Origin of the sequence: Bacteroides pyogenes, from assembly GCF_014196225.1 — a bacterium.
Classification (GTDB): domain Bacteria; phylum Bacteroidota; class Bacteroidia; order Bacteroidales; family Bacteroidaceae; genus Bacteroides; species Bacteroides pyogenes_A.
In genome coordinates this window covers 52,741-75,732 of sequence record NZ_JACIDI010000006.1, presented here as the reverse complement: position 1 = coordinate 75,732, position 22,992 = coordinate 52,741, and the positions used below count along the sequence as shown (strand labels likewise).

At 49.9% G+C, this 22,992-nt stretch carries 21 protein-coding genes and 1 tRNA gene; 10 read left to right on the top strand and 12 right to left on the bottom strand.

Annotation, left to right across the window (positions count from 1 at the left end; genetic code table 11):
- Positions 1 to 8: 8 nt before the first annotated feature.
- Both GGR07_RS05650 and GGR07_RS05645 read right to left on the bottom strand, forming a co-directional pair.
- The gene (locus tag GGR07_RS05650) at positions 9 to 1,910 is read right to left on the bottom strand and encodes an LptF/LptG family permease (RefSeq protein ID WP_021644142.1); all 1,902 of its coding nucleotides are present in this window, start codon (positions 1,908 to 1,910) and stop codon (positions 9 to 11) included.
- An 80-nt stretch (positions 1,911 to 1,990) separates the two neighbouring features.
- Positions 1,991 to 2,377, bottom strand: coding sequence for an START-like domain-containing protein (locus GGR07_RS05645; protein ID WP_021644141.1), 387 nt, complete (start codon positions 2,375 to 2,377; stop codon positions 1,991 to 1,993).
- Between the two features lie 222 nt (positions 2,378 to 2,599).
- On the opposite strand from GGR07_RS05645, the gene GGR07_RS05640 reads away from it, so the two are divergent.
- A tRNA-Met gene (locus GGR07_RS05640) sits at positions 2,600 to 2,676 on the top strand.
- Positions 2,677 to 3,095: 419 nt separating this feature from the next.
- Here the strand turns inward: GGR07_RS05640 and GGR07_RS05635 are convergent.
- Positions 3,096 to 3,305 (bottom strand): hypothetical protein, encoded by a 210-nt coding sequence (locus GGR07_RS05635; RefSeq protein ID WP_021647145.1) that lies wholly within the window; start codon positions 3,303 to 3,305, stop codon positions 3,096 to 3,098.
- 320 nt (positions 3,306 to 3,625) lie between these two features.
- Between GGR07_RS05635 and GGR07_RS05630 the strand changes: the two genes are divergently transcribed.
- From GGR07_RS05630 to GGR07_RS05600, 7 genes are all read left to right on the top strand, one after another.
- Positions 3,626 to 4,564: a tyrosine-type recombinase/integrase gene (locus GGR07_RS05630; RefSeq protein ID WP_034542900.1), complete on the top strand. Its 939-nt coding sequence runs from the start codon at positions 3,626 to 3,628 to the stop codon at positions 4,562 to 4,564.
- 482 nt (positions 4,565 to 5,046) lie between these two features.
- Positions 5,047 to 8,031, top strand: coding sequence for a collagen-like domain-containing protein (locus GGR07_RS05625; RefSeq protein ID WP_122056497.1), 2,985 nt, complete (start codon positions 5,047 to 5,049; stop codon positions 8,029 to 8,031).
- A gap of 21 nt (positions 8,032 to 8,052) precedes the next feature.
- Positions 8,053 to 9,255, top strand: a complete 1,203-nt coding sequence (locus GGR07_RS05620) for an OmpA family protein (RefSeq protein WP_122056496.1) — start codon at positions 8,053 to 8,055, stop codon at positions 9,253 to 9,255.
- A 337-nt stretch (positions 9,256 to 9,592) separates the two neighbouring features.
- Positions 9,593 to 10,027, top strand: a complete 435-nt coding sequence (locus GGR07_RS05615) for a hypothetical protein (protein WP_021647151.1) — start codon at positions 9,593 to 9,595, stop codon at positions 10,025 to 10,027.
- Positions 10,028 to 10,084: 57 nt separating this feature from the next.
- Positions 10,085 to 10,897, top strand: a complete 813-nt coding sequence (locus GGR07_RS05610) for a metal ABC transporter permease (protein WP_034542899.1) — start codon at positions 10,085 to 10,087, stop codon at positions 10,895 to 10,897.
- Between the two features lie 18 nt (positions 10,898 to 10,915).
- Positions 10,916 to 11,329, top strand: a complete 414-nt coding sequence (tsaE, locus tag GGR07_RS05605) for a tRNA (adenosine(37)-N6)-threonylcarbamoyltransferase complex ATPase subunit type 1 TsaE (RefSeq protein WP_034542896.1) — start codon at positions 10,916 to 10,918, stop codon at positions 11,327 to 11,329.
- Positions 11,326 to 11,571, top strand: coding sequence for an immunity 17 family protein (locus tag GGR07_RS05600; RefSeq protein ID WP_021647154.1), 246 nt, complete (start codon positions 11,326 to 11,328; stop codon positions 11,569 to 11,571). The genes tsaE and GGR07_RS05600 overlap by 4 nt, the downstream gene beginning before the upstream one ends.
- 953 nt (positions 11,572 to 12,524) lie before the next feature.
- Here the strand turns inward: GGR07_RS05600 and GGR07_RS05595 are convergent.
- The 6 genes from GGR07_RS05595 to GGR07_RS05570 form a co-directional block, all read right to left on the bottom strand.
- Complete coding sequence (locus GGR07_RS05595; protein WP_034542890.1) at positions 12,525 to 13,835, bottom strand: DUF58 domain-containing protein; 1,311 nt, start codon at positions 13,833 to 13,835, stop codon at positions 12,525 to 12,527.
- A 120-nt stretch (positions 13,836 to 13,955) separates the two neighbouring features.
- A complete protein-coding gene (locus GGR07_RS05590) occupies positions 13,956 to 14,930 on the bottom strand; it encodes an AAA family ATPase (RefSeq protein ID WP_027324526.1) in 975 nt (324 codons plus the stop codon).
- A gap of 10 nt (positions 14,931 to 14,940) precedes the next feature.
- Entirely contained in the window at positions 14,941 to 16,587 is a 1,647-nt protein-coding gene (locus GGR07_RS05585; RefSeq protein WP_081724013.1) for a DUF4350 domain-containing protein, read from the bottom strand.
- Complete coding sequence (locus tag GGR07_RS05580; protein WP_034542888.1) at positions 16,584 to 17,201, bottom strand: DUF4129 domain-containing protein; 618 nt, start codon at positions 17,199 to 17,201, stop codon at positions 16,584 to 16,586. The genes GGR07_RS05585 and GGR07_RS05580 overlap by 4 nt, the downstream gene beginning before the upstream one ends.
- A 15-nt stretch (positions 17,202 to 17,216) precedes the next feature.
- Positions 17,217 to 18,140, bottom strand: a complete 924-nt coding sequence (locus GGR07_RS05575; protein WP_034542886.1) for a hypothetical protein — start codon at positions 18,138 to 18,140, stop codon at positions 17,217 to 17,219.
- Entirely contained in the window at positions 18,121 to 19,083 is a 963-nt protein-coding gene (locus GGR07_RS05570) for a stage II sporulation protein M (RefSeq protein ID WP_034542883.1), read from the bottom strand. The genes GGR07_RS05575 and GGR07_RS05570 overlap by 20 nt, the downstream gene beginning before the upstream one ends.
- 105 nt (positions 19,084 to 19,188) lie before the next feature.
- Here GGR07_RS05570 and GGR07_RS05565 point away from each other — a divergent pair, with 105 nt between their 5' ends.
- A complete protein-coding gene (locus GGR07_RS05565) occupies positions 19,189 to 19,914 on the top strand; it encodes an RDD family protein (protein ID WP_034542881.1) in 726 nt (241 codons plus the stop codon).
- A gap of 194 nt (positions 19,915 to 20,108) precedes the next feature.
- Positions 20,109 to 20,966, top strand: coding sequence for a KPN_02809 family neutral zinc metallopeptidase (ypfJ, locus tag GGR07_RS05560; RefSeq protein WP_034542879.1), 858 nt, complete (start codon positions 20,109 to 20,111; stop codon positions 20,964 to 20,966).
- A gap of 102 nt (positions 20,967 to 21,068) precedes the next feature.
- Here ypfJ and folE read toward each other — a convergent pair whose 3' ends face one another.
- The 3 genes from folE to tpiA all read right to left on the bottom strand — a co-directional run bounded on the left by folE (position 21,069) and on the right by tpiA (position 22,966).
- Positions 21,069 to 21,659 carry a GTP cyclohydrolase I FolE gene (gene folE, locus GGR07_RS05555; protein ID WP_027324533.1) on the bottom strand — a complete coding sequence of 197 codons (591 nt, stop codon included), beginning with the start codon at positions 21,657 to 21,659 and terminating at the stop codon, positions 21,069 to 21,071.
- Between the two features lie 7 nt (positions 21,660 to 21,666).
- Entirely contained in the window at positions 21,667 to 22,116 is a 450-nt protein-coding gene (locus GGR07_RS05550; protein ID WP_021647172.1) for an SPOR domain-containing protein, read from the bottom strand.
- A 91-nt stretch (positions 22,117 to 22,207) separates the two neighbouring features.
- A complete protein-coding gene (tpiA, locus tag GGR07_RS05545) occupies positions 22,208 to 22,966 on the bottom strand; it encodes a triose-phosphate isomerase (protein WP_021647173.1) in 759 nt (252 codons plus the stop codon).
- Positions 22,967 to 22,992 lie beyond the last annotated feature (26 nt).

Sequence of the window (22,992 nt, the reverse complement as noted above, 5' to 3'; positions counted from 1 at the left end):
CTGTATATTTATTTATTAATCTTCTCTTCTATAATAAGCCTGACCTGCCCGTTGTTCTTTATGATACGCTCCATGTCCTTCGCCAACCGAAGACGGAAGGCCCAGATGCGGAAATAGAAGAACAGGCCTACGGGGAAAACAATGCCCGCCGCCAGATTGAGCCAATATGTATGAAACGGGCGCACATGAGCGGAAACGGGAATAATCGGGTAATTGTTCAACGCATTGAGCAAAGCGGCAGATTTCGTGTTCGACATTTCCTCCACCAGTGCCTCGAGTTTTCTGTTAATGGCTATCATCTCGTCGTCTTTCGCGGCCGACATCCACAGGCGGAAATAGTTGGGGGCTTTAGTCAAACGGTTGTTCGAGGCATACCTCCGGCAATCGGCGGTCAGGGCTTCCAGGTCGGCGGGGATGCGGGCATAGTCGGGGTCATTGATAATCACCTCTTTCTTGAACAAGTGGCGCACGCTGCGGATGCCCACTATTTTCCTGAACCAGTTGATATATGCGTCGGCGTTCAGCACCACGGAGTCTTTGTTCGATTTATAGGTGAGGAAGGCGCCGAGCGGGGCCAGCACCGCGCTGCTCGTCCATATCCCCATCCATACGATCCATTTGCCGTCGCGTGCCATCTTGTATCCCGTATTGTCGATGATGTAATAGATGATAAACAAAAGCACGGACACGATGACCGGCATGCCCAGGCCTCCCTTGCGGATGATTCCTCCCAGCGGTGCGCCGATGAAAAAGAACAGCAGGCAGGAGAGCGAGATGGTGATCTTCTTGTGCCATTCCGTCTCGTGCTTACGCATGCTATAATCGTTGGCGTCCATCGTATAGCTCTTGAACGTCAGGTCGCTGACCAGATTCTCCACACGGCCCACGGCGGCGGAAATCACTTTTTGCTTCTGCACCAGAGGGGCCACTCTGTAGAGGCTGTCGGTATTGTAGTCGCGGAGATTTGCTTCCTTTATCTTCACGGTATCCTCTTCGCTCAATCCGTAAGGTTGCCTGAAAGCCCCCTCCGAGAGTTCAAGATAATATTGTCTTCCCACGCTGTCGCCCACCAGCTTCATAGAGTCGATAGATGCCCGCAACACCCTCATGTTCTTGGCAGACGACTGGTTGCTCATAATGCTTGCATCCGCCATATTGAAATCGGAGTCGAACTCGATGATCATATGCTTTTCGCGGAATGACTCGCGCCGGTAAGGCACATTGTCCGACTTCATGTTCTGGCTCTTGAGGTTTTCGAACAGATCGCCGCTATATAGATGCAGCCAAAGATGCTGCTTGTCCGCCGTCATCTCCATGCGTCCGGAGTCGGCATAAATGATGTGCGCATTCTCAAACCCGTCTTTCATATTATAAATGAGCACATCGTGCAGCATTCCCGTTCTCCTGTTTTTCTTGGATATTTTCAGGTTATAATCGGGGATGGCTGTATAAAACACTCCTTCGGGGATATCGAGCTCCGGCGACTTCTGCTTCACGGAGAGAAGAAGCGTGTTCAACTTTACCTGCACCATCGGCCCCACCACATTCTGAAAGTAGAAAGAGACTCCTGCCAACAGACAGACCAGCAGGGCAAGCGGACGCATGATCCTGAACAAAGGAATGCCTGCCGCTTTCATGGCAAGCAATTCATAACGCTCACCGAAATTTCCGAAAGTGATCAAAGATGCCAACAGTATCGCCAACGGCAGGGCTAACGGAACCATAGCCAATGCGGAATAGATGAAGAACTTGGCCAGGATGTCCATACCCAATCCCTTTCCTACCAAATCTTCCACCCATCTCCACAAAAACTGAAGCATGAAGATGAAAAGGCAAATGAAGAAAGTACCGACAAAGAGCATCAGAAAGCTCTTTACGATAAATATATCCAATTTCTTTATGCGTAGCATCTCAATACGGTTCTCATACTTTTAAAGATGCAAAATTAGCAGAAAAAAAGAAGCCCCGAAAATATTTGGTTGAAAGTTAACTAAAAACCGCACGTTCTTCTCAGTTTAGCCACTTGCGACTCCCAAAGCTCTCTCATATCATCCGCCTCGTCGGGATGAGCGAAGTCTACGATCTCCAGCACATAGTCGCCCGTAAGTTCATTATAATTCATCTTCATTTCAAAATAGTCGCGTTCATCGGAATCATCCTTCCAACGGAAGCGGATGAATGCAAACGAGCGGATCGCCACTATTTCGGCAAGCCGCCGCTCGATCTTCCCCCAATGGAACTCGACGTTTTTATCGTCGGAGACGACTTTATCGGCAAACCAGTTCTCCAAACCGGTAGGCGTGCTGATAGCCTCCCATAAAATAGTCTTCGATGTCGCGTTCAAGAGATATTCCAAATGAATCTTTTCTTTTTTCATAGCAGATTTTATTTGTTTTTGTGCGTGCCAAGATAAATACTTTTTTCTGAAAACAAAGCATAATGCATATACTTTATTGAATATTTTATCCGTTTTTCAGACAAACGGCAGTCTATTTACAAAAAAAGAGAGTGTCGGCCAAAAAACTTTCCAAAAAAATAATCATTTATTTTGGAGGTTATAGAAAAACATCTATCTTTGCACCCGCAATCGAGAAACGATGGCGGGATAGCTCAGCCGGTTAGAGCGCATGATTCATAATCATGAGGTCCCCGGTTCAATCCCGGGTCCCGCTACCAACAAAAAATAAGGCGTTTGAGAGGCTTCCGCTCTTGAGCGTCTTTTCTTTTTCCAGCAAAGATATATCATCAAACCGCGTTTGTCAATACCCTACGGAATGTTTTTTCGACCGGCGCCACAATCCTCACAATTTCGCTGCCCGGAGGATTCCTCGCAACGGGCGATTGACGGTGTGGACGGGATTGCTTCAGAAGCAGAAAGCAAACAGAAACTCCGCCGGGATCAAACAGAGCCTCTGCAACGCAAAAACAGAGTCTCTGTCGGGCATGAAAAAAGGCTCGTAAAAGTGGAACACTAAGTGAAACACTCTTACACCTTCGTAACATTATGTATAATATACTATTACGATAATTTCGTAGTTTACCCTGGAACGCTTTGTGGAACACTTAATAATATAAAGAAATAATAATAATATATTTTAATAAAATATATTCTGATCGATTTTTGCATTTTCGGCGGTTTTTCCCGGACTGCCGGGTGCATCTCCCCACACGGCGGACGGATTGCCGGGTATAACCCGCAATCTGCCCCGGTAAAGCACCGTGAGGGTATAGTCGGGCATGTTGGTTTGCCGGGCATAACGTGCAGTTTCCGGCTCCGCTTTCAGTTTTTTGTTTTTTTTCGACATTCGCCCGCACCTTTTTTCCTACACCATTGTTATTAATTATAGCTTATAAGCTATTTCACTTCCGGCTTGGAGAAATACTTAGGCTCACTGTCTCGCAGCTTTCTCCTGCCGAAATATTGTCTTTCATAAATCAAACCTTTAGTTAATTAAGGTTTTTAATATCTAAAAACACAACACAAACAGAGTAAAAAACGATTAGTTATTATCATTTTAGCTGTCAATTTTAATAACCAATCGATCGTTGTAAATACTTATCTTTTACTGCTTATAATTTATAGTATTGGGCAACCAATAAAAATGTAATTTAATTTAATTTAATTATGAAGGACTTTATTTTTTTCATGAAAGAGGTGATCGGCGAGCTTCAGCATTCGGGCAATCAGGGCACGGTGCACGTGTACCGCAGCAGCCTGAATGCTATCCTTGCTTTCCGGGACGGCGAGCCTTTACGGTTTCGCGACATCACCCCCGAATGGCTGAAGAGTTTCGAAGTCAGCCTCCGCGCCCGCGGATGCAGTTGGAACACCGTATCCACCTACCTGCGCACGCTGCGCGCCGTTTACAACCGCGCCGTAGACCGCGGCATGGCGGAATACGTGCCTCGCTTGTTCCGGTCGGTCTACACCGGCACACGCGCCGACCGCCGCAAGGCTCTCGACGGAGAGGAGATGCGAAGAGTGCTCGGCAGCCTTCGCGAGGGCCATTCCGTACCTCCTTCGCTGAAGTGCACGCAAGAGTTTTTCGCGCTCATGTTCATGCTTCGCGGATTGCCCTTCGTCGATCTGGCCTATCTGCGCAAGAGCGATTTGCGAGGCAACGTAATCACCTACCGCCGCCGGAAGACCGGGCGTCCCTTGTCGGTCACACTCACGCCCGATGCCATGCTGCTGCTAAATAAGCACATGGACCGCAATCCGCGCAGCCCTTACCTTTTCCCCATCCTCCGCAGCAAAGAAGGCAGCCGCGAGGCATACCGCGAATACCAGCTGGCGTTGCGCAATTTCAATTACCGTCTGGCGTTGCTGGGCAAGGCGCTGGGACTTTCCGAGCGGCTGAGCTCGTACACCGCCCGCCATACGTGGGCTACGACAGCTTACTACTGCGAGATACATCCGGGAATAATCTCGGAAGCCATGGGACACTCTTCCATCACCGTGACCGAGACTTATTTAAAACCTTTCAGAAATAAGAAAATCGATGAAGCCAACAAGCGTGTAGTAGATTTCGTAAAACGCTCATCCTGTGGATTAGTAATCTGATTCTCTGCCCATTACTTCGTAGGTAACGGGGTGATAATGCTGCAAATATGAGTATATTTCTGAAAAAAAACAAATAAAAACGCTTTTTTTAAAACAACCAGCAAAAAAAAGATTAGAACATGTGACTGATAAAAAGGAATATACCAAGACGGCATCTCGAATTTAAAAAGCATATAAGCTCCTTATCGAAGGGGCTTATTTTTTGTTTTTTTGGATAATAGCATCCCTATCTCTGCTACTGTTCAGAAGCAGAAATGAGATATTTTTATCTTTTTCAAAGATTTTTTTCGCAAAAAGGTGTTTCTAAAAGCTGTCAGATAAAGGTTTTCCCGTTACCTACGAAGTAACGGATTGATTTTTGCTTACTCCTTTTGAGATTTTATGAGAATGGAGATATTTTTTGTTATATTATTTCAAAAACAATGATATTTATCACCAATTAATTGTAATTGCTAAACTTAACTAAATTTAAAAACAAAAAAATGAGAAGCAAACAAACTTTTTTTCTGTCGATAATCAGCGTATTATTGATAGGTTGGGCAACATCTTGTACGGATGTCGACATTACCATGCCCAAGGGGCCGAAAGGAGACACAGGACTTTCAGCGTATGAGTTCTGGAAGGAAAAAGTGGCCGACGGCACGATCGACTGGCCTAAGAACGAAGTGGAAGTGACCGACTTCTTCAAATACCTCAAAGGTAAGGACGGTAAAGACGGCAAGAGCGCTTACGAAGTGTGGAAAGAAGAAATCGCTACGGGTAACGTGGACGATCCGCACAATCCGGGACAGAAATGGGATCCGGCGAAGAGTACCGTATCCGACTTCTGGAAATTCCTGACGGGAGCCACCGGCGAGAACGGACAGACTCCGCACATCGGCGAGAACGGCAACTGGTGGATAGGCGACGTGGATACTAATGTTCCCGCTCGCGGTAAGGACGGCAAACCGGGAGAGCCCGGCAAGGATGCCGAACCTCCTGTGGTGACCATCGGCGCTAACGGCAACTGGTTTGTGGACGGTGTGGATACCGGCAAACCTTCGAAAGGAGCCGACGGTAAGGACGGCAAGACTCCTACGATTACCATCGGTGACAACGGCAACTGGTTCGTCGACGGCGAAGACACGGGCAAACCGGCTCTGGGTAAAGACGGCAAATCGCCTGAGGTGATTATCGGCGAGAACGGCAACTGGTGGATCAACGGCAAAGACACGGGCAAACCGGCTTACGGAAAGAAAGGTGACAACGGCAAGAGCGCGTACGAACTTTGGAAAGAAGAAGTGGCGGCAGGTTATGCCGGAACGGGACCGAAGGTGAAAGATCCGAAGAACCCGACAGAGGATTGGCCGCAGGATAAAGTTTCTCAAGCCGACTTCTGGGAATTCCTCCGCGGAGCCGACGGCAAGAGCGCGTATGAAATCTGGAAAGAAAAGGTTCTCGACGGCACGATCGACTGGCCGAAGGATGAAGTGGAAGTGACCGACTTCTTCAAGTTCCTGAAAGGTAAGGACGGTAAAGACGGCATAGACGGCAAGAGCGCTTACGAGGTGTGGAAGGAGGAAATCGCTACGGGTAACGTGGACGATCCGCACAACCCCGGGAATAAATGGGATCCGAACAAGAACACGATATCCGACTTCTGGAAATTCCTGACGGGAGCCACCGGCGAGAACGGACAGACTCCGCACATCGGCGAGAACGGCAACTGGTGGATAGGCGACGTGGATACTAATGTTCCCGCTCGCGGTAAGGACGGCAAACCGGGAGAGCCCGGCAAGGATGCCGAACCTCCTGTGGTGACCATCGGCGCTAACGGCAACTGGTTCATTGATGGAGTGGATACCGGCAAACCTTCGAAAGGGGCCGACGGCAACGACGGAGCGACACCTACCATCGGTACTAACGGTAACTGGTTTATCAACGGTGAAGATACCGGTAAACCGGCGATTGGTAAAGACGGGAAAGCTCCCGAAGTCATTATCGGCAACAACAATAATTGGTGGATAAACGGTGTAGATACCGGTAAACCCGCCTACGGCAAAGACGGCAAGGACGGTAAAGACGGCAAGAGCGCGTACGAACTCTGGAAAGAAGAGGTTGACGCAGGATGTGCCGGAACAGGTCCGAAAGTCAAGCATCCGCATAAACCGACCGAGGACTGGCCATGCAGCATGACTTCGCAAACGAACTTCTGGCAATACTTGAGCGGAAAAGACGGAACAAGTACTGTGATCGAAATCGTGAAAGGCAAATTCAATGTAATTCCACAGTACTACAACGCCGATTTGAATGAGTATGTCACTCCAGTCGATGGTAGCGTGAAGTTTCAGATATACGATAAAGAAGGGAACAAAGCTCCTGAAAACTCCATCGTAAGAGGGCTTCCGGGAGTGACAGACCCAAACCATGAGTTCAAAACCAATGCCGACGGTATCATCATTGTGCCCAGAAACCTTCTTCCGGACAACCTGAAAGATCCCGAAAGGCGCGGAGTTACCGCTGCTGTGACTATCAACGGTGTGACGGAAGAGTCTGCTAACAATACGTACGTACCGAACAGGATCAATACCCGCATCAGGATGACCGAAGCCACACTGGAAGGTGATCGCGGACGTGCCATCGGCGCCAACAGTAGTTGGACTAACGCAAACTTTATTTACGAACGTCAGGTGGACGGCGCGTGGAGCCAATATCCCAACACTTTGCCGAAACCGTTACTTCAGGTGATTCAGGTTAAAGATCCTCAGAAAGAGTTTAACGGCGCCAACATAGACGATAGCCAGGAAATACATAAAACATGGTTCCGCTCCGATCAGGGCTCATACATCATGATTTTCAGACCTCATGTTTTACTGCCTGATGAACAGACTTATTATGCTTCAAATCCGAACCATGAGCTAAGGAAAAGAGAGTGGAAAGGAACGGATATGTACTTCGCTTTGCGCGGGAAAGAAAATTTCTACGGAGAAACACCCATTACGGACGCAGCCGTACTCTCGCCCGAGATACAGCCTTATCCGGGACTTCAGAACAACATAAAGGTGCATGTCGAACATGGAATCACCTACATCTGGGGAGAAGTTGACTTTGACGGCTTAAAGACTTTCTATGAGAGGGAATTCACTCAAACAGCCGGCGGGAAACTGTGGAGAACCGAAAGAAAACAAGTGAGCGCATTGGCTCCCGACTTCATCTTGCGTGTAGCATCGGTTTCAAATGTAGGAGGTTCTATAATAGATTCGTATGTAAGGGTAGCCAAAAACAAGAAACGCTTCCAACTGACGGGCGCATACCCCAACAACAGCAACATTTACGTTTATGAAGCCTCAGGCGCTTGGTACTACCGCAGCATGCACTATTATAAATTCACTAAGGAAGGAGAAAAATATTATTTGGTAAATCGCCTGAACCCATCGGATAAGATGGAAGTGAAGTATGAGAAAATGCCTTCTGATTATTTAAATTAACGAACATAAAGTAAAAAAATAATGAAAAAGACATTATTATCCTTATTGGCATGTACTCTTATTAATATTGCTCCGTTGTCTGCACAAGACAACAACAAGGAGGATATGACGAGAGAAGAACGCAAGCCTAAGCGTGCATGGGAAATCGGTGTCGGCGGCGCGTTGATCAACTGGGACCGGGTTTCGGTGACAGGATTCCAAAGCACTCCCGATCAGTACCTTTATCACCTCAAGGTGAAACATCTCTTGGGCGGGGGCAATCTTTATATAGCCCGTGAATTGAACCGCTGGTTCTACCTCGACTTGCAAGGGACAGCAGGCTTCGCCGGCAAGGAAGAGGGCACTTCCAACGACAACAAGAACAACTATACGCTCATGGGCGGACTCGGTTTGCAATGGCGTCTGAGCCCCATGTTCAGGTCGAAGTACGTAGAGCCTTACCTGCGTGTGGGTGGAAACGTGTTGCACAAAAACTTCCTGACCACCGGAACGGGAGTGTTCTACAACGATCCCACAGGGCAGGCGGGTTGGATTTCCGATGATACATGGAACGAGAAAGGTTACTCGCACGACAAGAAAACTTATTTCCCCGTATCGTTCGGAGCAGGCGTGAACGCATGGCTGAACAACTCCCTCGGACTGGGTTTGCAGGGCGAATACCTCACTCCCTTCAATAAGAAGGCTCCTCGTTTTGCCCAAATCACCCTGCGTGTGATGTGGCGCATCGGCGGACATGACAAGCGTCCGGCGCCGGTGGTTCAATATGTGGAAATAGACAGGCCGGTGGAACGCGTGGTAGAACGCATCGTGGAGAAAGAGGTGCGTGTTCCCGCCGAGCAGAAGATTTGCGATATGTTCGACAACGTGAACTTCGAGTTCGACAAATATGTGCTTACCGCCGAGTCGGAAACGATTCTCGACAAAGCTGCCGAGATGCTAAAGGAGCATAGGGATTCGCGCTTCCTGATTACGGGGTATACCGACGCCCGGGGAACGGACGCCTACAACATGCAGCTCTCGCGCAACAGGGCGAAAGCCGTTGTGGACGGGCTCGTGAAGAGAGGTGTACCAGCGGATATGCTCAAGTGGCGAGGTGTGGGCAAGCGCGCCGTATCGGTTCCCGCAAGCGAATCCGTCAACGTCCGTCTGGGCGACCGCAAGGTGACCATCGAGCGGATCACCAAGTCGGAATACTGGGATAAGCTGCCCAAGCGACAAGATTGATGCCCTATCGATCTTCCGATATAGAGAAAAAGAGATAGCCCCGTAAAGTTTTTAAACGTTTGTACTTATACCGCTATCTCGAGGATGTCCGGACACCCCTTACGGACATCCTCTTTTTTTATGCACCCCCGCTTTCGATGCTCCGCTTTTACGTTCCGGCTTCCGTACATCCTTGCAGCAGCCCGAAAGGTTTCTTACTCTCCCTGCACTAATCGTATATGCCCTTTTTCAATCGCATCTTCAGCAGCCCGAAAGGTTTCTTATACTCTCTGCACCCCTTTTTCTTTCTAATTAAAAATTAATAAGTAACTTTGCGGGGAATTGATTTAGTAGAATTATGTGGATACTCATCATCGGTCTGATGCTGCTTGGGGTTGTCTCCATGATAGCCGGAAGCGTGCGCAACCAAAAGCTGCAAAAGAAAATAGAGAAGGGCGAACTGGACAGCATGCCGGAAGTAAAAGAAGTGGATACGGAATGCTGCGGACAGCACGAAACTTGCGAGAAGGACAGTCTGCTGGCTGCCGTGAGCAAGAAGATAGAGTACTACGACGACGAAGAGCTGGATGAATTCGTCGGGCGCTTCAGCGACGAATATACGGAAGAAGAGGCCGAACTGTTCCGCGATGTGCTTTACACCATGCAGGAAGTGGAAGTGGCAGGATGGATACGAAGCCTGCAACTGCGGGGCATCGAGTTTCCCGACGTATTGAAGGACGAAGTGTATCTGATCATCGGAGAAAGAAGAACCAGAGGAATCTGGAAGGAGTAAAAGGAAAGCTCCGCATGGTCCGGCAAACCTGATAAATCGAAAATAAAACAAAAGACAGTGGACCTCCTACATTATACATTTTTTCAGCATGCCTTGCTCGGAAGCCTTCTGGCAAGCATTGCCTGCGGCATTATCGGCACTTACATCGTAACGCGCCGGCTGGTGTTCATCAGCGGAGGAATCACGCACGCTTCTTTCGGCGGAGTGGGTTTGGGCTTATTCACCGGAGTTTCACCCATACTTTCGGCGGCGGTGTTTTCCGTTTTGTCGGCTTTCGGCGTGGAATGGCTCAGCAAACGGAAAGACATGCGCGAGGATTCGGCAATAGCTGTCTTCTGGACGTTCGGCATGGCGGTGGGAATCATCTTCAGCTTCCTCTCGCCGGGATTCGCGCCCGACTTGTCCTCCTATCTGTTCGGGAACATTCTCACCATCAACCGGGCGGATTTATGGATGCTCGGCATACTGTCCGTCGTGTTGGCGGTGTTTTTCAGCCTTTTTATCCGTCCCATCGTCTGCATCGCCTTCGACCGCGAGTTCGCCCGCTCGCAAAAGATTCCCGTGGAGCGGTTCGAATACCTGCTGATGATGCTCATCGCCCTCACCATCGTATCGTGCCTGCGGATGGTAGGCATCGTGCTGGCAATCTCGCTGCTCACCATTCCGCAGATGACCGCCAACCTGTTCACTTACAGTTTTAAAAAGATTATCTGGCTGTCCATCGCCATCGGCTTCCTTGGTTGTCTGGGTGGCCTGTTCATCTCTTACCACTGGAAAGTTCCTTCGGGAGCTTCCATCATCTTCTTCTCCATCTTGATTTATGCCGGTTGCAAGACGGGGAAAAGCTGCCTGACGAGAAAGTTATCATAATATATACACACAGAGGATATGGAAATCAAAATTCAATCATTAGAGAACATCCGCGAGGCTGCCCGCCAATTCATTGCCGCGATGGGTGAAAGCTCCGTCTTTGCCTTCTACGGAAAGATGGGAGCCGGCAAAACGACCTTCATCAAGGCGCTGTGCGAGGAGTTGGGCGTATCGGACGTTATCAGTTCGCCGACTTTCGCCATTGTGAACGAGTACCGCTCGGACGAAACGGGGGAGCTGATTTATCATTTCGACTTCTACCGCATCAAGAAGCTCAGCGAGGTGTACGACATGGGATACGAGGATTACTTCTACAGCGGCGCGCTCTGCTTCATCGAATGGCCCGAACTGGTGGAGGAACTGCTGCCCGGTGATGCCGTGAAGGTGACGATAGAGGAACAGGAAGACGGCAGCAGAGTGATAAAACTATGATCGGGCAATACATCGTACAGGGGATATTCGTATTGGCGGGAATCACTTCGCTGATGGCGGCCGTGTTCAACTGGGAATGGTTCTTCACCACGCGAAACGCGCAAAGCATCGTTCGCAACGTGGGACGAGGCAGGGCGCGGCTCTTCTACGCCGTATTGGGCTGTATCCTCATCGGCATGGGAATCTTTTTCTTCGTAGAAACACTGAAGGCGACGGGGAGTCTCCCCTTATCGGGGCATTAGTCCGTCGGCGATGCCGGGTTCCGGATATTGCGGAATATCGTTCCATGCACGCCATGCTGACATTCGGTGCTATTGGCGGCTATATCCGAATGACGGGGACAGAGGCTCTGTTTGATAGCAACAGAACTTCTGTTTGATAGCAACAGAGCTTCTGTTCGATAGCAACGGAGGCTCTATTTGATGGCAACAGAGGCTCTGTTCGGAAGTGACAGAGGCTTTGTTTGATGTCAACGGAGGCCTTGTCATCAAGCAACGCTGTTTCTGCCTGCGAACGGCACAGTGTTCCGAACCTCATTTCATAAAAAGCCCCATTCCCGCCCGGCACCCCTCCGAAGAAGCCACGCCGTCGTTTCACCCGCCGCATGCCATACCGTTTTGCATGAGTCGGACCGACTTTTCTTTCTGAATCGACAACCAAAGAGTAAAAGACATTCAACCGATATTCAAAGGGCGTCGGCCCCAAACGCAAATAGCAGGAAGCGGCATCAAAACCACTTACAAGTGAAAAAGGAAAAAGTGAATCCGAAACGTTAAACCACAGCCAAAGCGGTAAGTCAAATAGGAAAGAATAGTTTCCCACTGGGGAAACAAAAGTTTCCCGCTATTGAAACAAAAGTTTCCCCGGTGGGAAACAAAAGTTTCACCGAAGGGAAACAAATGATTCGACGAAGGGAAGCAGAGGATTCAATGAAGGGAAACAGAAGATTTGTTGAAGAGAAAAAGAAACTTCACCGAAGAGAAGCGGAAGGCCCAACGAAGAGAAACAGAGAATTCGTTGAAGGGAAGCAGAGAATTCGCTGAAAAGAAGCGGACGATTCGCCGAAAAGAAAACAAACGTTTCACCGAACGAAAACCCAACGCAAACACAGGCAAAGGGTTTCAGCCCGCAAATCAATGCTCCCGGACAACGGTTTCCGGTCCGGCAAACCGTACGCCTCATCCCCGCTAAACTCCTAAATCAGTTGCCTCGACTTCATTTCGAGATACTTGTTGATCACATCCGCCGAAAGATTCTCCGGCGTGGTGAGCAGCGCCGGAATGCCTTGTTGCTTCAGGGTGGACACGATGAGCCGCTTTTCGAAGACGAACTTCTCGGCAATGACGTGTCGATAGTACTCTTCCGTGCCCTGCGGAGGACGGGAGATGTAAGCCTTCAGTTCGGCATCTTCGAAGAAAACCACCAGCAGACGGTGGCGATGATTGAGCTGTTGCAGGTAAGTCAGTTGGCGGTTCATACTGCTCATGGTCGAGAAATTGGTATAAAGCACCAGCAGGCTGCGCTTGCCCACGTATTTGTTCAGATGTACGCAAAGAGACGAGAAGTCGGTTTCGCCGAAATCCGTCTGCTGGCTGTACAAGCTCTCCAACAGGCTTTGCATGTGCCCCGTCTGTTTGGAAGCGGGGACAAAAGAATCGAAGCTCTTGCCGAAGGTTGCCAACCCGGCTTTGTCTTCCTTCTTCATCGCCACGAACGAAAGCACCAGCGAAGCATTGATGGCATAATCGAGCAACGTCATGCCCCGGAAAGCCTGCTGCATCACCCTTCCCTTATCTATCACATTGTATATCTGCTGCGAACGTTCGTCCTGATAGACGTTCACCATCAGTTGGTGGCGGCGCGCGCTGGCTTTCCAGTTGATAGTGCGGTAGTCATCTCCCTTCACATAGTCTTTTATCTGTTCGAACTCCGTGTGATGCCCCACCCGGCGTATGCGCTTGATGCCAAGCTCTGTAAGATTGTTGCTTATAGCCAGAAGTTCGTAGTGATGAAGCATCCGGTAAGAAGGATATACTTTGATGTCCTGAGGCTCTGCACAGGTGTAGCGGCGAGAAAGAAAACCTATCCGCGTAGCGGCGAACACCCTGATTCGCCCGAACGAATAGACTCCCCGTAGCGTAGGGCGAAGGGAATAGACAAGCGTTTTTTCTCCCTCGCGGCGGAGCGCGACGCGCATCTGCCGGTCGCGCTGCTGAAAGATGAAAGGGATTTCGTCGATTACCTCCAACCGCACCGGATGTCGGTAACTGCTTTCCAAGCGGATGCGGACTTCATTCTCATCGCCGTTGGAGAAACGGTCGGCGCAGCTGCGGAAAGCCCGTATGCCCCGCACACGGTAAAGCAGGAAGCCGTCCGCCGCCACAAGCAGGATGAGCAGGAGCAACGCCCACCGCCCGGCAACGAACAACGGAGCGAACGCATAGCCGCTACCCAGCAGGAGGATAACGAACGTGAGGGCTATATAGAAACGACGGGTAAGGTACAAGGGGCAACGATATAATGGTGATACAATCAGGCTAAATTCAGTCAAAACTTTCAAAGAAAAGCAGGCTAAGACGACGCTGCATACTCGATGATCGGGCGATGACGCGAAATCTTTTCCAAATTATTTCGGCACTTCCACCTTATCGATCAAACGCCGGGTGACTTTCACCGGCGAATAACCCTCCATCTCCGCCTCTGCCGTAAGTATGAGACGGTGCTGAAGTACGTACGGAGCTACGAACTTAATGTCTTCGGGCGTCACAAAGTCTCGTCCCTGCAAGAGGGCGTAGGCCTTGGCACACTGCATCATCGCCACCGACGCGCGGGGCGAAGCGCCGAGGAACACCGCTTTGCTGGTACGTGTCTGCTGCACGATGAGAGCGATGTATTGCAACAAGGTGCGGTCTACAAACACATGGTTCATCATTGCGCGCAAGGCGAGTATCTCGTCGCGCGTGATGACGGGCGAAACATCTTTCAGTTTCACCAAAGCAGCATTAGCATGGTGGCGTTCGAGGATGCTCACCTCTTCTTCCAAAGAAGGATAGTCGACGGTTATTTTCATCAGGAAACGGTCGAGCTGGGCTTCGGGAAGTTTGTAGGTTCCCTCCTGCTCCACCGGATTCTGTGTAGCCATGATGGTATAAAGCTCGCCCATCCGCCGGGTCGTCCCGTCGATACTCACCTGCCGCTCTTCCATCACTTCGAACAATGCCGACTGCGTTTTGGCGGGAGCACGGTTGATTTCGTCCACCAGCACCACATCGGCGAATACCGGACCGGGATGGAAGTCGAAATCATTGGTCTTCATGTTGAACACCGTCGTGCCCAACACGTCGCTGGGCATCAGGTCGGGCGTAAACTGCACGCGGCTGAACCGTGCGTCTATCAGCCGGGCGATGAGTTTCGCCAGCAAGGTTTTCGCCACTCCCGGCACTCCTTCTATCAGCACGTGCCCGTCGGCGAGTATACAGGTTATCAGCAAGTCCACCGTACGCTCCTGTCCTACAACGACAGCGGCGATCTGCTTCTTCAACTCGCCGATCTTTCCCGAAAAGAGTGTCAAGTCCACCCGTTGTTCTGCATGTTCTTCCATAAGTTCTTCTTTATATGTGTTCGATTATTTCATTCATTTTATCTATATACTTCTTCATGTCTTCCACCGTAATGTCGCGACCGCCGTAGATTACCGGACGAAGTTCGCGTATGAAGGCGGCTATTTCCGCAGCGTCCATTCCTGTCTTCAAGGCGATTCTGCCGAACGTACGCTCGTCCTCCGCCACATCTTCGACATCCGCCTGAATCTCGCGCCGCAACACTTCGGCAAAGTAGACGAACTTCTTTTGCACCAGATCGGCATGGCTTTTGCGCTGATAATAAAGGGTTCCTATGAGTTGCGTAAACTCCAACGAGCGGTTCGCGGGTTCTTCGATAACGGGAATGGCACGCTGCCGCCTTCTGGCGGTGAACAGCATAAAGAGCACTATTCCCGCCACGGTGAGGTACAAAGCCCATCGGAGCGGTTGTCGCGAAAGGAAATAGCGGAAAGGCGACTGCTGCTCTTGGGCAGTCTCTTTCAGATAGCTTTCCAAGCGAATCACCGGAACATCTCCCATCTGCGAAAGGAGGCGGAAGATGTAATTTACATTCTCTCTGTCGAGCACTCCGTAGTTGGTAAAAACAAGCGGAGTGGAAACAAGAATAATCTCTCCTTTGCCCCAAGGTTGCGCAAAGGCTACGGGCATCGGAACTTCTTCTTTTTCGGGAATCGCAGCCCGTGCCGCAGTATCGGTCGCCGCCGCGCTGTTTGCCGTTATGCCGTCTGCTGTCACCCGGTCAGCTGCAACGTTCTCCGCCGTCATGCTGTCTGCTGTCATGCGGTCCGCTGCCGCTTTCTTCGCCGTAACGCTGTTCGCTGTCACGCGGTCAGCCGCCGCTTTCTGCGCCGTAATGCGGTTCGCCATCACGCTGTCCGCGGTAATGTCTGACGAATGAAGCTTCCCTTCGTGACGAACAGAGTGGTTCGCCGTCACGCTCTCCGCAATAATGCTGTCTGCTGTCACGCTGTCCGCTGTAACGTTCTCCGCCGTTATGCTGTCTGCCGTCACGCTGTCCGCCGCAACCGGAACACCTGTTGCGTGTTTATCGTATGCTCCTCCTCGAATCGGTTTCCCCTCTTGTTTTACTGCAAGCGGCTCCTGCACCGACGCGGAATCGTAACGCAAGAAGAACGACTGGCAGAAAGGAGGATAGAAGAGATAAACCTGTGGGGAATAGCGTGCCGAGTCTCCCAACCAGCAAACGGTATCTTTCGCGAAAGCAGAGGAAGTGGCCATTTTCTTCAAAACGGCGGGAATAAAACGGGAATAGCCGCATGCGAACCGCAAAGTGTCTTCGAGGGCACGGCCGAACGAAGTGCTTGCAAGCATTATCTTATCGCCTCGCTCCGCCATTTCGAGCAGTGCCTTGACGTCTGTATCCGTGAATGAAAGGTTGTTGGCAACAAGCAATACGCCCCGGCGTTGCGTTGAATCTTCGCGCGCCAATTGCGGAAATGTCTTTCTCGACACGTCGTATCCGCGGGGAAGAGATTTGCGAAGCAGGCTGTCGAACAGCGCGCAACCGAAAGGCTGTTCGTCGTAACGGCTGAAAGTGGGACTCCAGACAAACTTCTTCGGCAACCGGTATTGGAAGGCAAATACCAAAACAATGAAAACAAGTACGAAGCCTACGAACCAGCGGTTTCCATTCATCTCTCGCCTCCTTCCTTCATCTCCGCCTGCAATGTCCGCATCGCGTCGAACAGTTGTTCCGACGCATCGAAGTTGCCGTACCTCACCCGCAGGAAATGGTTGGTCAGCCGGGCAAAGGCAGGTGTCCGTTCTTCATGCACATATTGCGTAGGCGTCTTATACAGTTGCCAGTCGATGCGCCCCTCATCGCTGAGCAGCTTCAGTGTCTGCAAATAAAGCAGCCGCACGGCCTCGCGGTAATCGGGGCGGGAAAGCGCCTCATCGATGGCTTTCTCAAAGTCTACTCCGTAGATGGTGTCTTCCTCTATCGCATAAGCCGGAGTTTTTTTGCCGGTACGGACGAAAAGCCCCGGGTATTTCTTATAAACAAGCCACCCCAGCAACCCAAGAATGATGATGGCAATCACGATTAAAACAACCGCCGAATACTCTTCGACAAAACGGCTCCCGAACACTCTGCGGAGCAAGCCGAAGAATTTCTCGAAAAGCCACTCGAAGACATTGATATCGGGAGTGACCAGCTCGCGATGATAGGCAAACCGCTTGTCGGACTGCCAAACGGCAATCTGCGCGGTATCGCACACCAACGTATCGACGGAGGAAGTAATCTGCATCTGCCAGCTTTGTTCTTAAAGGGTGTCGAAGTTTTCGATGTCGCTCTCTACCGTTACGCTGTCTGCCGTTTCCGAAGCATGCCCGTATTGATAAGCGATTCCCACCAAAGAGAAAATCATCGCGAGATAGGTTCCGAAGCCTTGAACCACTCCGAGCAGATAAAGCATGAAGTTGTATGCGGGAGATACAGCGCCGGCACCGGCATCACTCATGACAAAGACGGCTTTGATAATGGAAGCGACATACCAAGGAAGCATGGTGACGCCTTGCAGGATGCTTCCTATCAATCCCATGACAAACATGATCAGGAATGCGCCTCCCCAAGTCATGAAACCCAAACGCAACGCTTTCTTCAAAGAAGCGATGAGTCCGATATCTTCGAACAGATAAACGGGAGCCCACAGCATCAGCGGAACGATTACTGCAAACATAAACGGCAGGGTGAATATCAAAGTGTACAGAGACAATGTCGCAAGAGCGCCGATGAGAAGCAGAAGAACGATTACGAGCACGACCGACAGGAGCATCAGTCCGATCATCCGTTTCACATTGCGCAGCAACAAAGGCTTCAGGAATCCGAGCGTCACTCCCTGCAAGCCTTCTTCACGCTCGCGGTAAGTACGCATCAACGCATAAACCAAAGACGCAATGAGAATGGCGCCTATCAAATAGAACACCAGATACACCGCATAGTAAATGATCAGATACGACAACGCCGCTACATTCGCGCCTTCCGCCGCCATCTTCTCCATGGAGAAGGCTCCCGCCATCATTCCGTTCAAACCGATGGCTTGTACCAGACAGACGGGTAAAAGGAGGTAGACGGTAAACTTCAACAGCAGTTTCCAGTTCTCTTTTATAAAGTCGAAAGAAGCATTCATTTTCGCGCCGAAAGAGCGCTTCGCGTACAATGCGATTTTAGTTTTTTGTGATTCCATGTTTTCTCCTGTTAGGTAAATAAATATAGTAGAATATGACAAAAGCCAAAGAGACGAAAATCAGACTGAGCCTCAACGCATCGGGCAAATGGGTGTGACGCGTAATAAAGCCCTCGATGAACCCCGCCGCGATAAATACGGGAACAGTGCCGACAACAATCTTCGCTCCGCGCTTTGCGCCCCTGCGAAAAGATTCGCCGCGCGAATAGCTGCCGGGGAACAACCATCCGTTTCCTAAAGCCAGCCCTGCCGCTCCGGCAACGATGATGGCGGAAATCTCCAAAGTACCGTGTAGCCAGATGGCCAATGCCGATTCCCAAAGCAGGTCGTGCCGGTAGAAAAAGGTTTGGAAGGCTCCCAGCATGATTCCGTTGGACACCAGTATATATCCTGTGCCGAAACTCGTCAGCACTCCCATGGCGAAACAGGAAAACGAAACCATCACATTGTTCAGGGTGATTTGCAGAAACATGGGAGTTTCGCTCATTCCGCCGTAAACCGCCATGGGCTTTCCTGCGGCAATGTTATCGAGTGTCATGTCTACGTAGTGATTGCCCAGAATCAAACGTACGAAATCGGGATCGTTCAATGCCGAAACCGCGCCGATAAACACACCGGCAAGGAGAACCAGAAAAGAAACCAACAGTTCCTTACGGGCTTCATACATTATATCGGGCACTTCCCGTGTCCAGAAAGTGACGAGCCGACTCCACTTCTCGCGTTTGCTCCTGTATATTTCATTGTGCATGGCCGAAGCCAGATTGTTCAAATAAACGGTGATGCGCGAAGTGGGGAAATGGGTTTGGGCAAATGCCAGATCGGCGGTGAGCTCCATATATACGTCGGCAAGCCGATCGGGAGACAGCGACTTGGCTTCCTCCAGCCTCTTCTCGCTTTCTTTCCACTTATCGATGTTCCGACGAATAAATGTGACCTCTTTCATACGTGTTTGTAAAATATCCCGGAGAAGTTTTGTCCGAAAGTGGAAGCAAAAGTAAGAGATTTATGATATATTTGCAACCTAATCTTCAAAAGATTTGATAGAGCAATGGCAGAATCTACGATCATTACCGGACAATTTGTGCGCATCAGTCAGACGCCCGCCAGTATCGGCGAGCGGTTGATCGCCCGATTTATCGACCTTCTCGTTATTGTGATTTATGTATATTCTACAACGACTTTGCTGTTCCGCATGCTTCTTCCTTCGGGCACGAACCTGTTTATATTCATGGCGGCCATCTATCTGCCGGCGCTGTGCTACCATCTGCTTTGCGAGATATTCAACCGCGGGCAGAGTCTGGGCAAGCGCATCATGAAAATACGGGTAGTGAAGGCAGACGGTTCAACACCGGGACTGAGCGCGTACCTGCTTCGCTGGCTTCTGATGCCGATCGACGGCCCGCTGACCGGAGGTTTGGGAGTTTTAGTGATACTGCTTACGAAAAACAGCCGGCGGTTGGGCGACTTGGCTGCGGGAACAATGGTGATCAAGGAAAAGAATTACCGCAAGATACAAGTGAGTCTCGACGAATTCGAGCATCTGGCACGAAATTATCATCCGGTCTATCCCCAATCGTCCGACCTCTCTCTGGAACAGATCAACCTCATCGGCCGCACATTGGCATCGAAGCAAAAAGACCGCGAAAGGCACATCGCCCAGCTGTCGGAAAAAGTACGGAACAGCCTCTCCGTTACTCCCCGCGAAGGAAGTGCGGAAAACTTTCTCCGCACGGTTCTCCGCGACTACCAGTATTATGCGTTGGAGGAAATATGACCTTTTCGGCACACCACCGAGCACAAAACTTTGAGGATGCAGTTCAGAGTGCAGCATACAACCTCAATCTTTTTAATCAAACGCGAAATTTTTCTTAGGTAAAAACGTTTTTTATCCCTTGAAAAAAACAGAATATTCTATAAAACAGTATCTTTACTTTCAGATAATAAAAGAATAAGTAAAGGAGGAAGAATATGAGACTTGACGGTAGACGAGAAAGCAGCAATGTAGACGACCGCAGAGGTCGCAGAGTTGGTAAAGCCTCTTTAGGAATCGGGGGCACGATCATTGTCGGACTTTTAATCTGGCTGATGGGAGGCAATCCGCTCGACGTTGTCAACAGCGATTTGCAGGGAGGATCATCGGCAGTATCGCAAGAAGGGCAGTACGTCCCTACGGAAGAAGAGGAGGCGCTGGCGCAATTCTCCAAACAAATATTGGCAGGAACGGAAGATGTATGGACCAAAGTGTTCGCACAAAAAGGACTGACGTACCGGCCTCCCAAAATGGTTTTATTCACCGAGTCCGTCCACAGCGGTTGCGGAAGCGCTTCGGCACAGTCGGGACCGTTCTACTGCTCAGCGGATCAGTCTTTATACATCGACCTCTCGTTCTTCAGAGACATGAAAAAGACACTCGGAGCATCGGGAGACTTTGCGTATGCTTACGTCATTGCCCATGAAGTGGGGCATCACGTACAATACCTGTTGGGAACGCTCGACAAAGCGCATGCGCAAATGAGGCAAGTGAACCAAAGCAAAGCCAACGCCATCAGCGTGCGCCTCGAACTTCAGGCCGATTACTATGCGGGGGTATGGGCGCATCATGACGATGACATGTTCAATTCGATGGAGATAGGCGATCTGGAAGAGGGACTCATTGCCGCCAACGCCATCGGAGACGACCGGTTGCAAATGAAATCGCGCGGGTATGTAGTGCCGGAGTCGTTCAACCACGGAACATCGAAGCAACGATCTTCGTGGCTGAGAAAAGGATATCGGATGGGAACCATCGAAGACGGAGACACCTTCAACCTTCCCGATCCGGAATAAAGTCGGAAAGACTTGTTCTGTAAGGGAATGAAAGCGGCTTCGAGCAATTTTTCCGCCGGCAAAAACCGAATCGGCACAACCGGATGAAAATGGGGCAACGGGTCACAAGCTGCCGTGCTGAATCAGGTTCATAAACTCTTCGCGGGTTTTGGCCTGATTGAATGCTCCGGTAAAATCGGAAGTGGTAGTAATGGAGTTCTGTTTTTCCACTCCGCGCATCTGCATGCACATGTGCTTGGCTTCTACGACAACCATTACACCCAATGGATTTAGCGTATCCTGAATACATTGCTTGATCTGCAGCGTCATACGCTCCTGCACTTGAAGGCGGTGAGAGAATATATCTACCACACGGGCTATTTTGCTCAACCCCGTGATATAGCCGTTGGGAATATAAGCCACGTGCGCTTTCCCGTAAAACGGCAACATGTGATGTTCGCAAAGAGAAAAGAAATCGATATCTTTTACGATAACCATCTGGCTGTACTCTTCCTTAAACTTCGCCGAAAGGAGCACTTCATGCGGGTCTACACGATAACCGTGGGTAAGATTCAGCATCGCTTTCGCCACCCGCTCCGGTGTTTTCAATAATCCTTCACGGTCGGCATCTTCGCCCAACAAAGTTATAACACTGCGATAATGGCTTTTCAGTTCCTCCAAATTAGGAGAATAGTTCTTTTCTTTTTCAAACATGATCGTATTATAAAGGAACATTAATTTGATCTCTGACGATAGAGACCTCTTTAAACACACCCGTTGCTTTGAGCTTTCGCATCATGGCATCCGCTTCCTCGATACTGCGGAAGTCGCCCACACGGCAAATCCAGCGAGGCGGATTGAAAGAAGTATACACAGCCAACTGCGGAAAATATTGCCTGACACGGGCAGCAACTCCGTAAGCGTCATTCTTGGCTGCACGAGTATTGTTGCCGGCATAAGCCTGTATCCTGAATCCTGTCGTCTTTATTACTTTCTGCTCGCCGATGGATGAACGTTCCACACCCAACAGCGCTTCGATGCGGGGATCTTGATGGATCGTCACTTTGCCTTGCCCCGGCACCGTACGTTCCAGACTCTTGATAATGCTTTGCGCCTGTGCACTCGCTCCTATCAAGACAAACAATAAAATAAGTAAAGAAAGTTTCTTCATCGGAGTTTAATAAAGAGTATAACGGATTTCGAAGAATCACACAACGGAAATATGAGGCTGTGCAATTCTGCGAAATCCGCAATAAAATTAATTATGCGTTAAATGCGTCGATGATTCCTTTGAAATCGGAGACCTTCAAAGCCGCGCCGCCAATCAGGCCACCGTCTACATCAGGATTGGCAAACAGTTCCTTTGCATTGGAAGGTTTGCAGCTCCCGCCGTAAAGAATCGAGGTATTATCCGCAATTTCTTTGCCATATTTGTCGGCAACGATTGAACGGATGAAAGCATGTATCTCCTGTGCTTGTTCCGGAGTAGCAGTCTTACCTGTACCGATAGCCCAAACCGGTTCATAAGCTAAAACAATCTTAGAAAAATCTCCAGCCGACAAGGAGAATACAGATGCCATTTGAGCGGCAACAACCTCATTCTGCTTGTTCGCCTCGCGCTCTTCCAGCACTTCGCCGATACAGAAGATGGGAGTCAGTCCGTTTGCCAGAGCCAGCTTCACTTTTTCTTCGAGAATAGCAACCGTTTCGCCGTAATATGCACGGCGTTCAGAGTGACCCAAGATCACATATTTGGCGCCGGTAGAAGCAACCATGGCGGCAGAAACTTCACCGGTGTATGCGCCCGATTCCTTGTCCGCACAGTTTTCAGCTCCTACACCGATCTTCGCAGCATCCACCAACGGAGTGACAGAAGCCAAGTGAATAAACGGAGTACAGATTACTACATCACAATTAGGCTTTTCGTTAGCCAACGCTTCATTCAACTCTTTCGCCAAAGCAATACCCTCCTGAAGGGTTTTGTTCATTTTCCAGTTTCCTGCAACAATATTCTTTCTCATTTTTACTTTTATTTAAAGGGTTACTA

Bases quoted from the DNA above. Each gene is read 5' to 3' on its own strand.
- GGR07_RS05650 (WP_021644142.1), bottom strand. From the start codon at position 1,910: ATGCTACGCATAAAGAAATTGGATATATTTATCGTAAAGAGCTTTCTG.
- GGR07_RS05645 (WP_021644141.1), bottom strand. From the start codon at position 2,377: ATGAAAAAAGAAAAGATTCATTTGGAATATCTCTTGAACGCGACATCG.
- GGR07_RS05635 (WP_021647145.1), bottom strand. From the start codon at position 3,305: ATGTCGAAAAAAAACAAAAAACTGAAAGCGGAGCCGGAAACTGCACGT.
- GGR07_RS05630 (WP_034542900.1), top strand. From the start codon at position 3,626: ATGAAGGACTTTATTTTTTTCATGAAAGAGGTGATCGGCGAGCTTCAG.
- GGR07_RS05625 (WP_122056497.1), top strand. From the start codon at position 5,047: ATGAGAAGCAAACAAACTTTTTTTCTGTCGATAATCAGCGTATTATTG.
- GGR07_RS05620 (WP_122056496.1), top strand. From the start codon at position 8,053: ATGAAAAAGACATTATTATCCTTATTGGCATGTACTCTTATTAATATT.
- GGR07_RS05615 (WP_021647151.1), top strand. From the start codon at position 9,593: ATGTGGATACTCATCATCGGTCTGATGCTGCTTGGGGTTGTCTCCATG.
- tsaE (WP_034542896.1), top strand. From the start codon at position 10,916: ATGGAAATCAAAATTCAATCATTAGAGAACATCCGCGAGGCTGCCCGC.
- GGR07_RS05600 (WP_021647154.1), top strand. From the start codon at position 11,326: ATGATCGGGCAATACATCGTACAGGGGATATTCGTATTGGCGGGAATC.
- GGR07_RS05590 (WP_027324526.1), bottom strand. From the start codon at position 14,930: ATGGAAGAACATGCAGAACAACGGGTGGACTTGACACTCTTTTCGGGA.
- GGR07_RS05585 (WP_081724013.1), bottom strand. From the start codon at position 16,587: ATGAATGGAAACCGCTGGTTCGTAGGCTTCGTACTTGTTTTCATTGTT.
- GGR07_RS05580 (WP_034542888.1), bottom strand. From the start codon at position 17,201: ATGCAGATTACTTCCTCCGTCGATACGTTGGTGTGCGATACCGCGCAG.
- GGR07_RS05575 (WP_034542886.1), bottom strand. From the start codon at position 18,140: ATGGAATCACAAAAAACTAAAATCGCATTGTACGCGAAGCGCTCTTTC.
- GGR07_RS05570 (WP_034542883.1), bottom strand. From the start codon at position 19,083: ATGAAAGAGGTCACATTTATTCGTCGGAACATCGATAAGTGGAAAGAA.
- GGR07_RS05565 (WP_034542881.1), top strand. From the start codon at position 19,189: ATGGCAGAATCTACGATCATTACCGGACAATTTGTGCGCATCAGTCAG.
- ypfJ (WP_034542879.1), top strand. From the start codon at position 20,109: ATGAGACTTGACGGTAGACGAGAAAGCAGCAATGTAGACGACCGCAGA.
- folE (WP_027324533.1), bottom strand. From the start codon at position 21,659: ATGTTTGAAAAAGAAAAGAACTATTCTCCTAATTTGGAGGAACTGAAA.
- GGR07_RS05550 (WP_021647172.1), bottom strand. From the start codon at position 22,116: ATGAAGAAACTTTCTTTACTTATTTTATTGTTTGTCTTGATAGGAGCG.
- tpiA (WP_021647173.1), bottom strand. From the start codon at position 22,966: ATGAGAAAGAATATTGTTGCAGGAAACTGGAAAATGAACAAAACCCTT.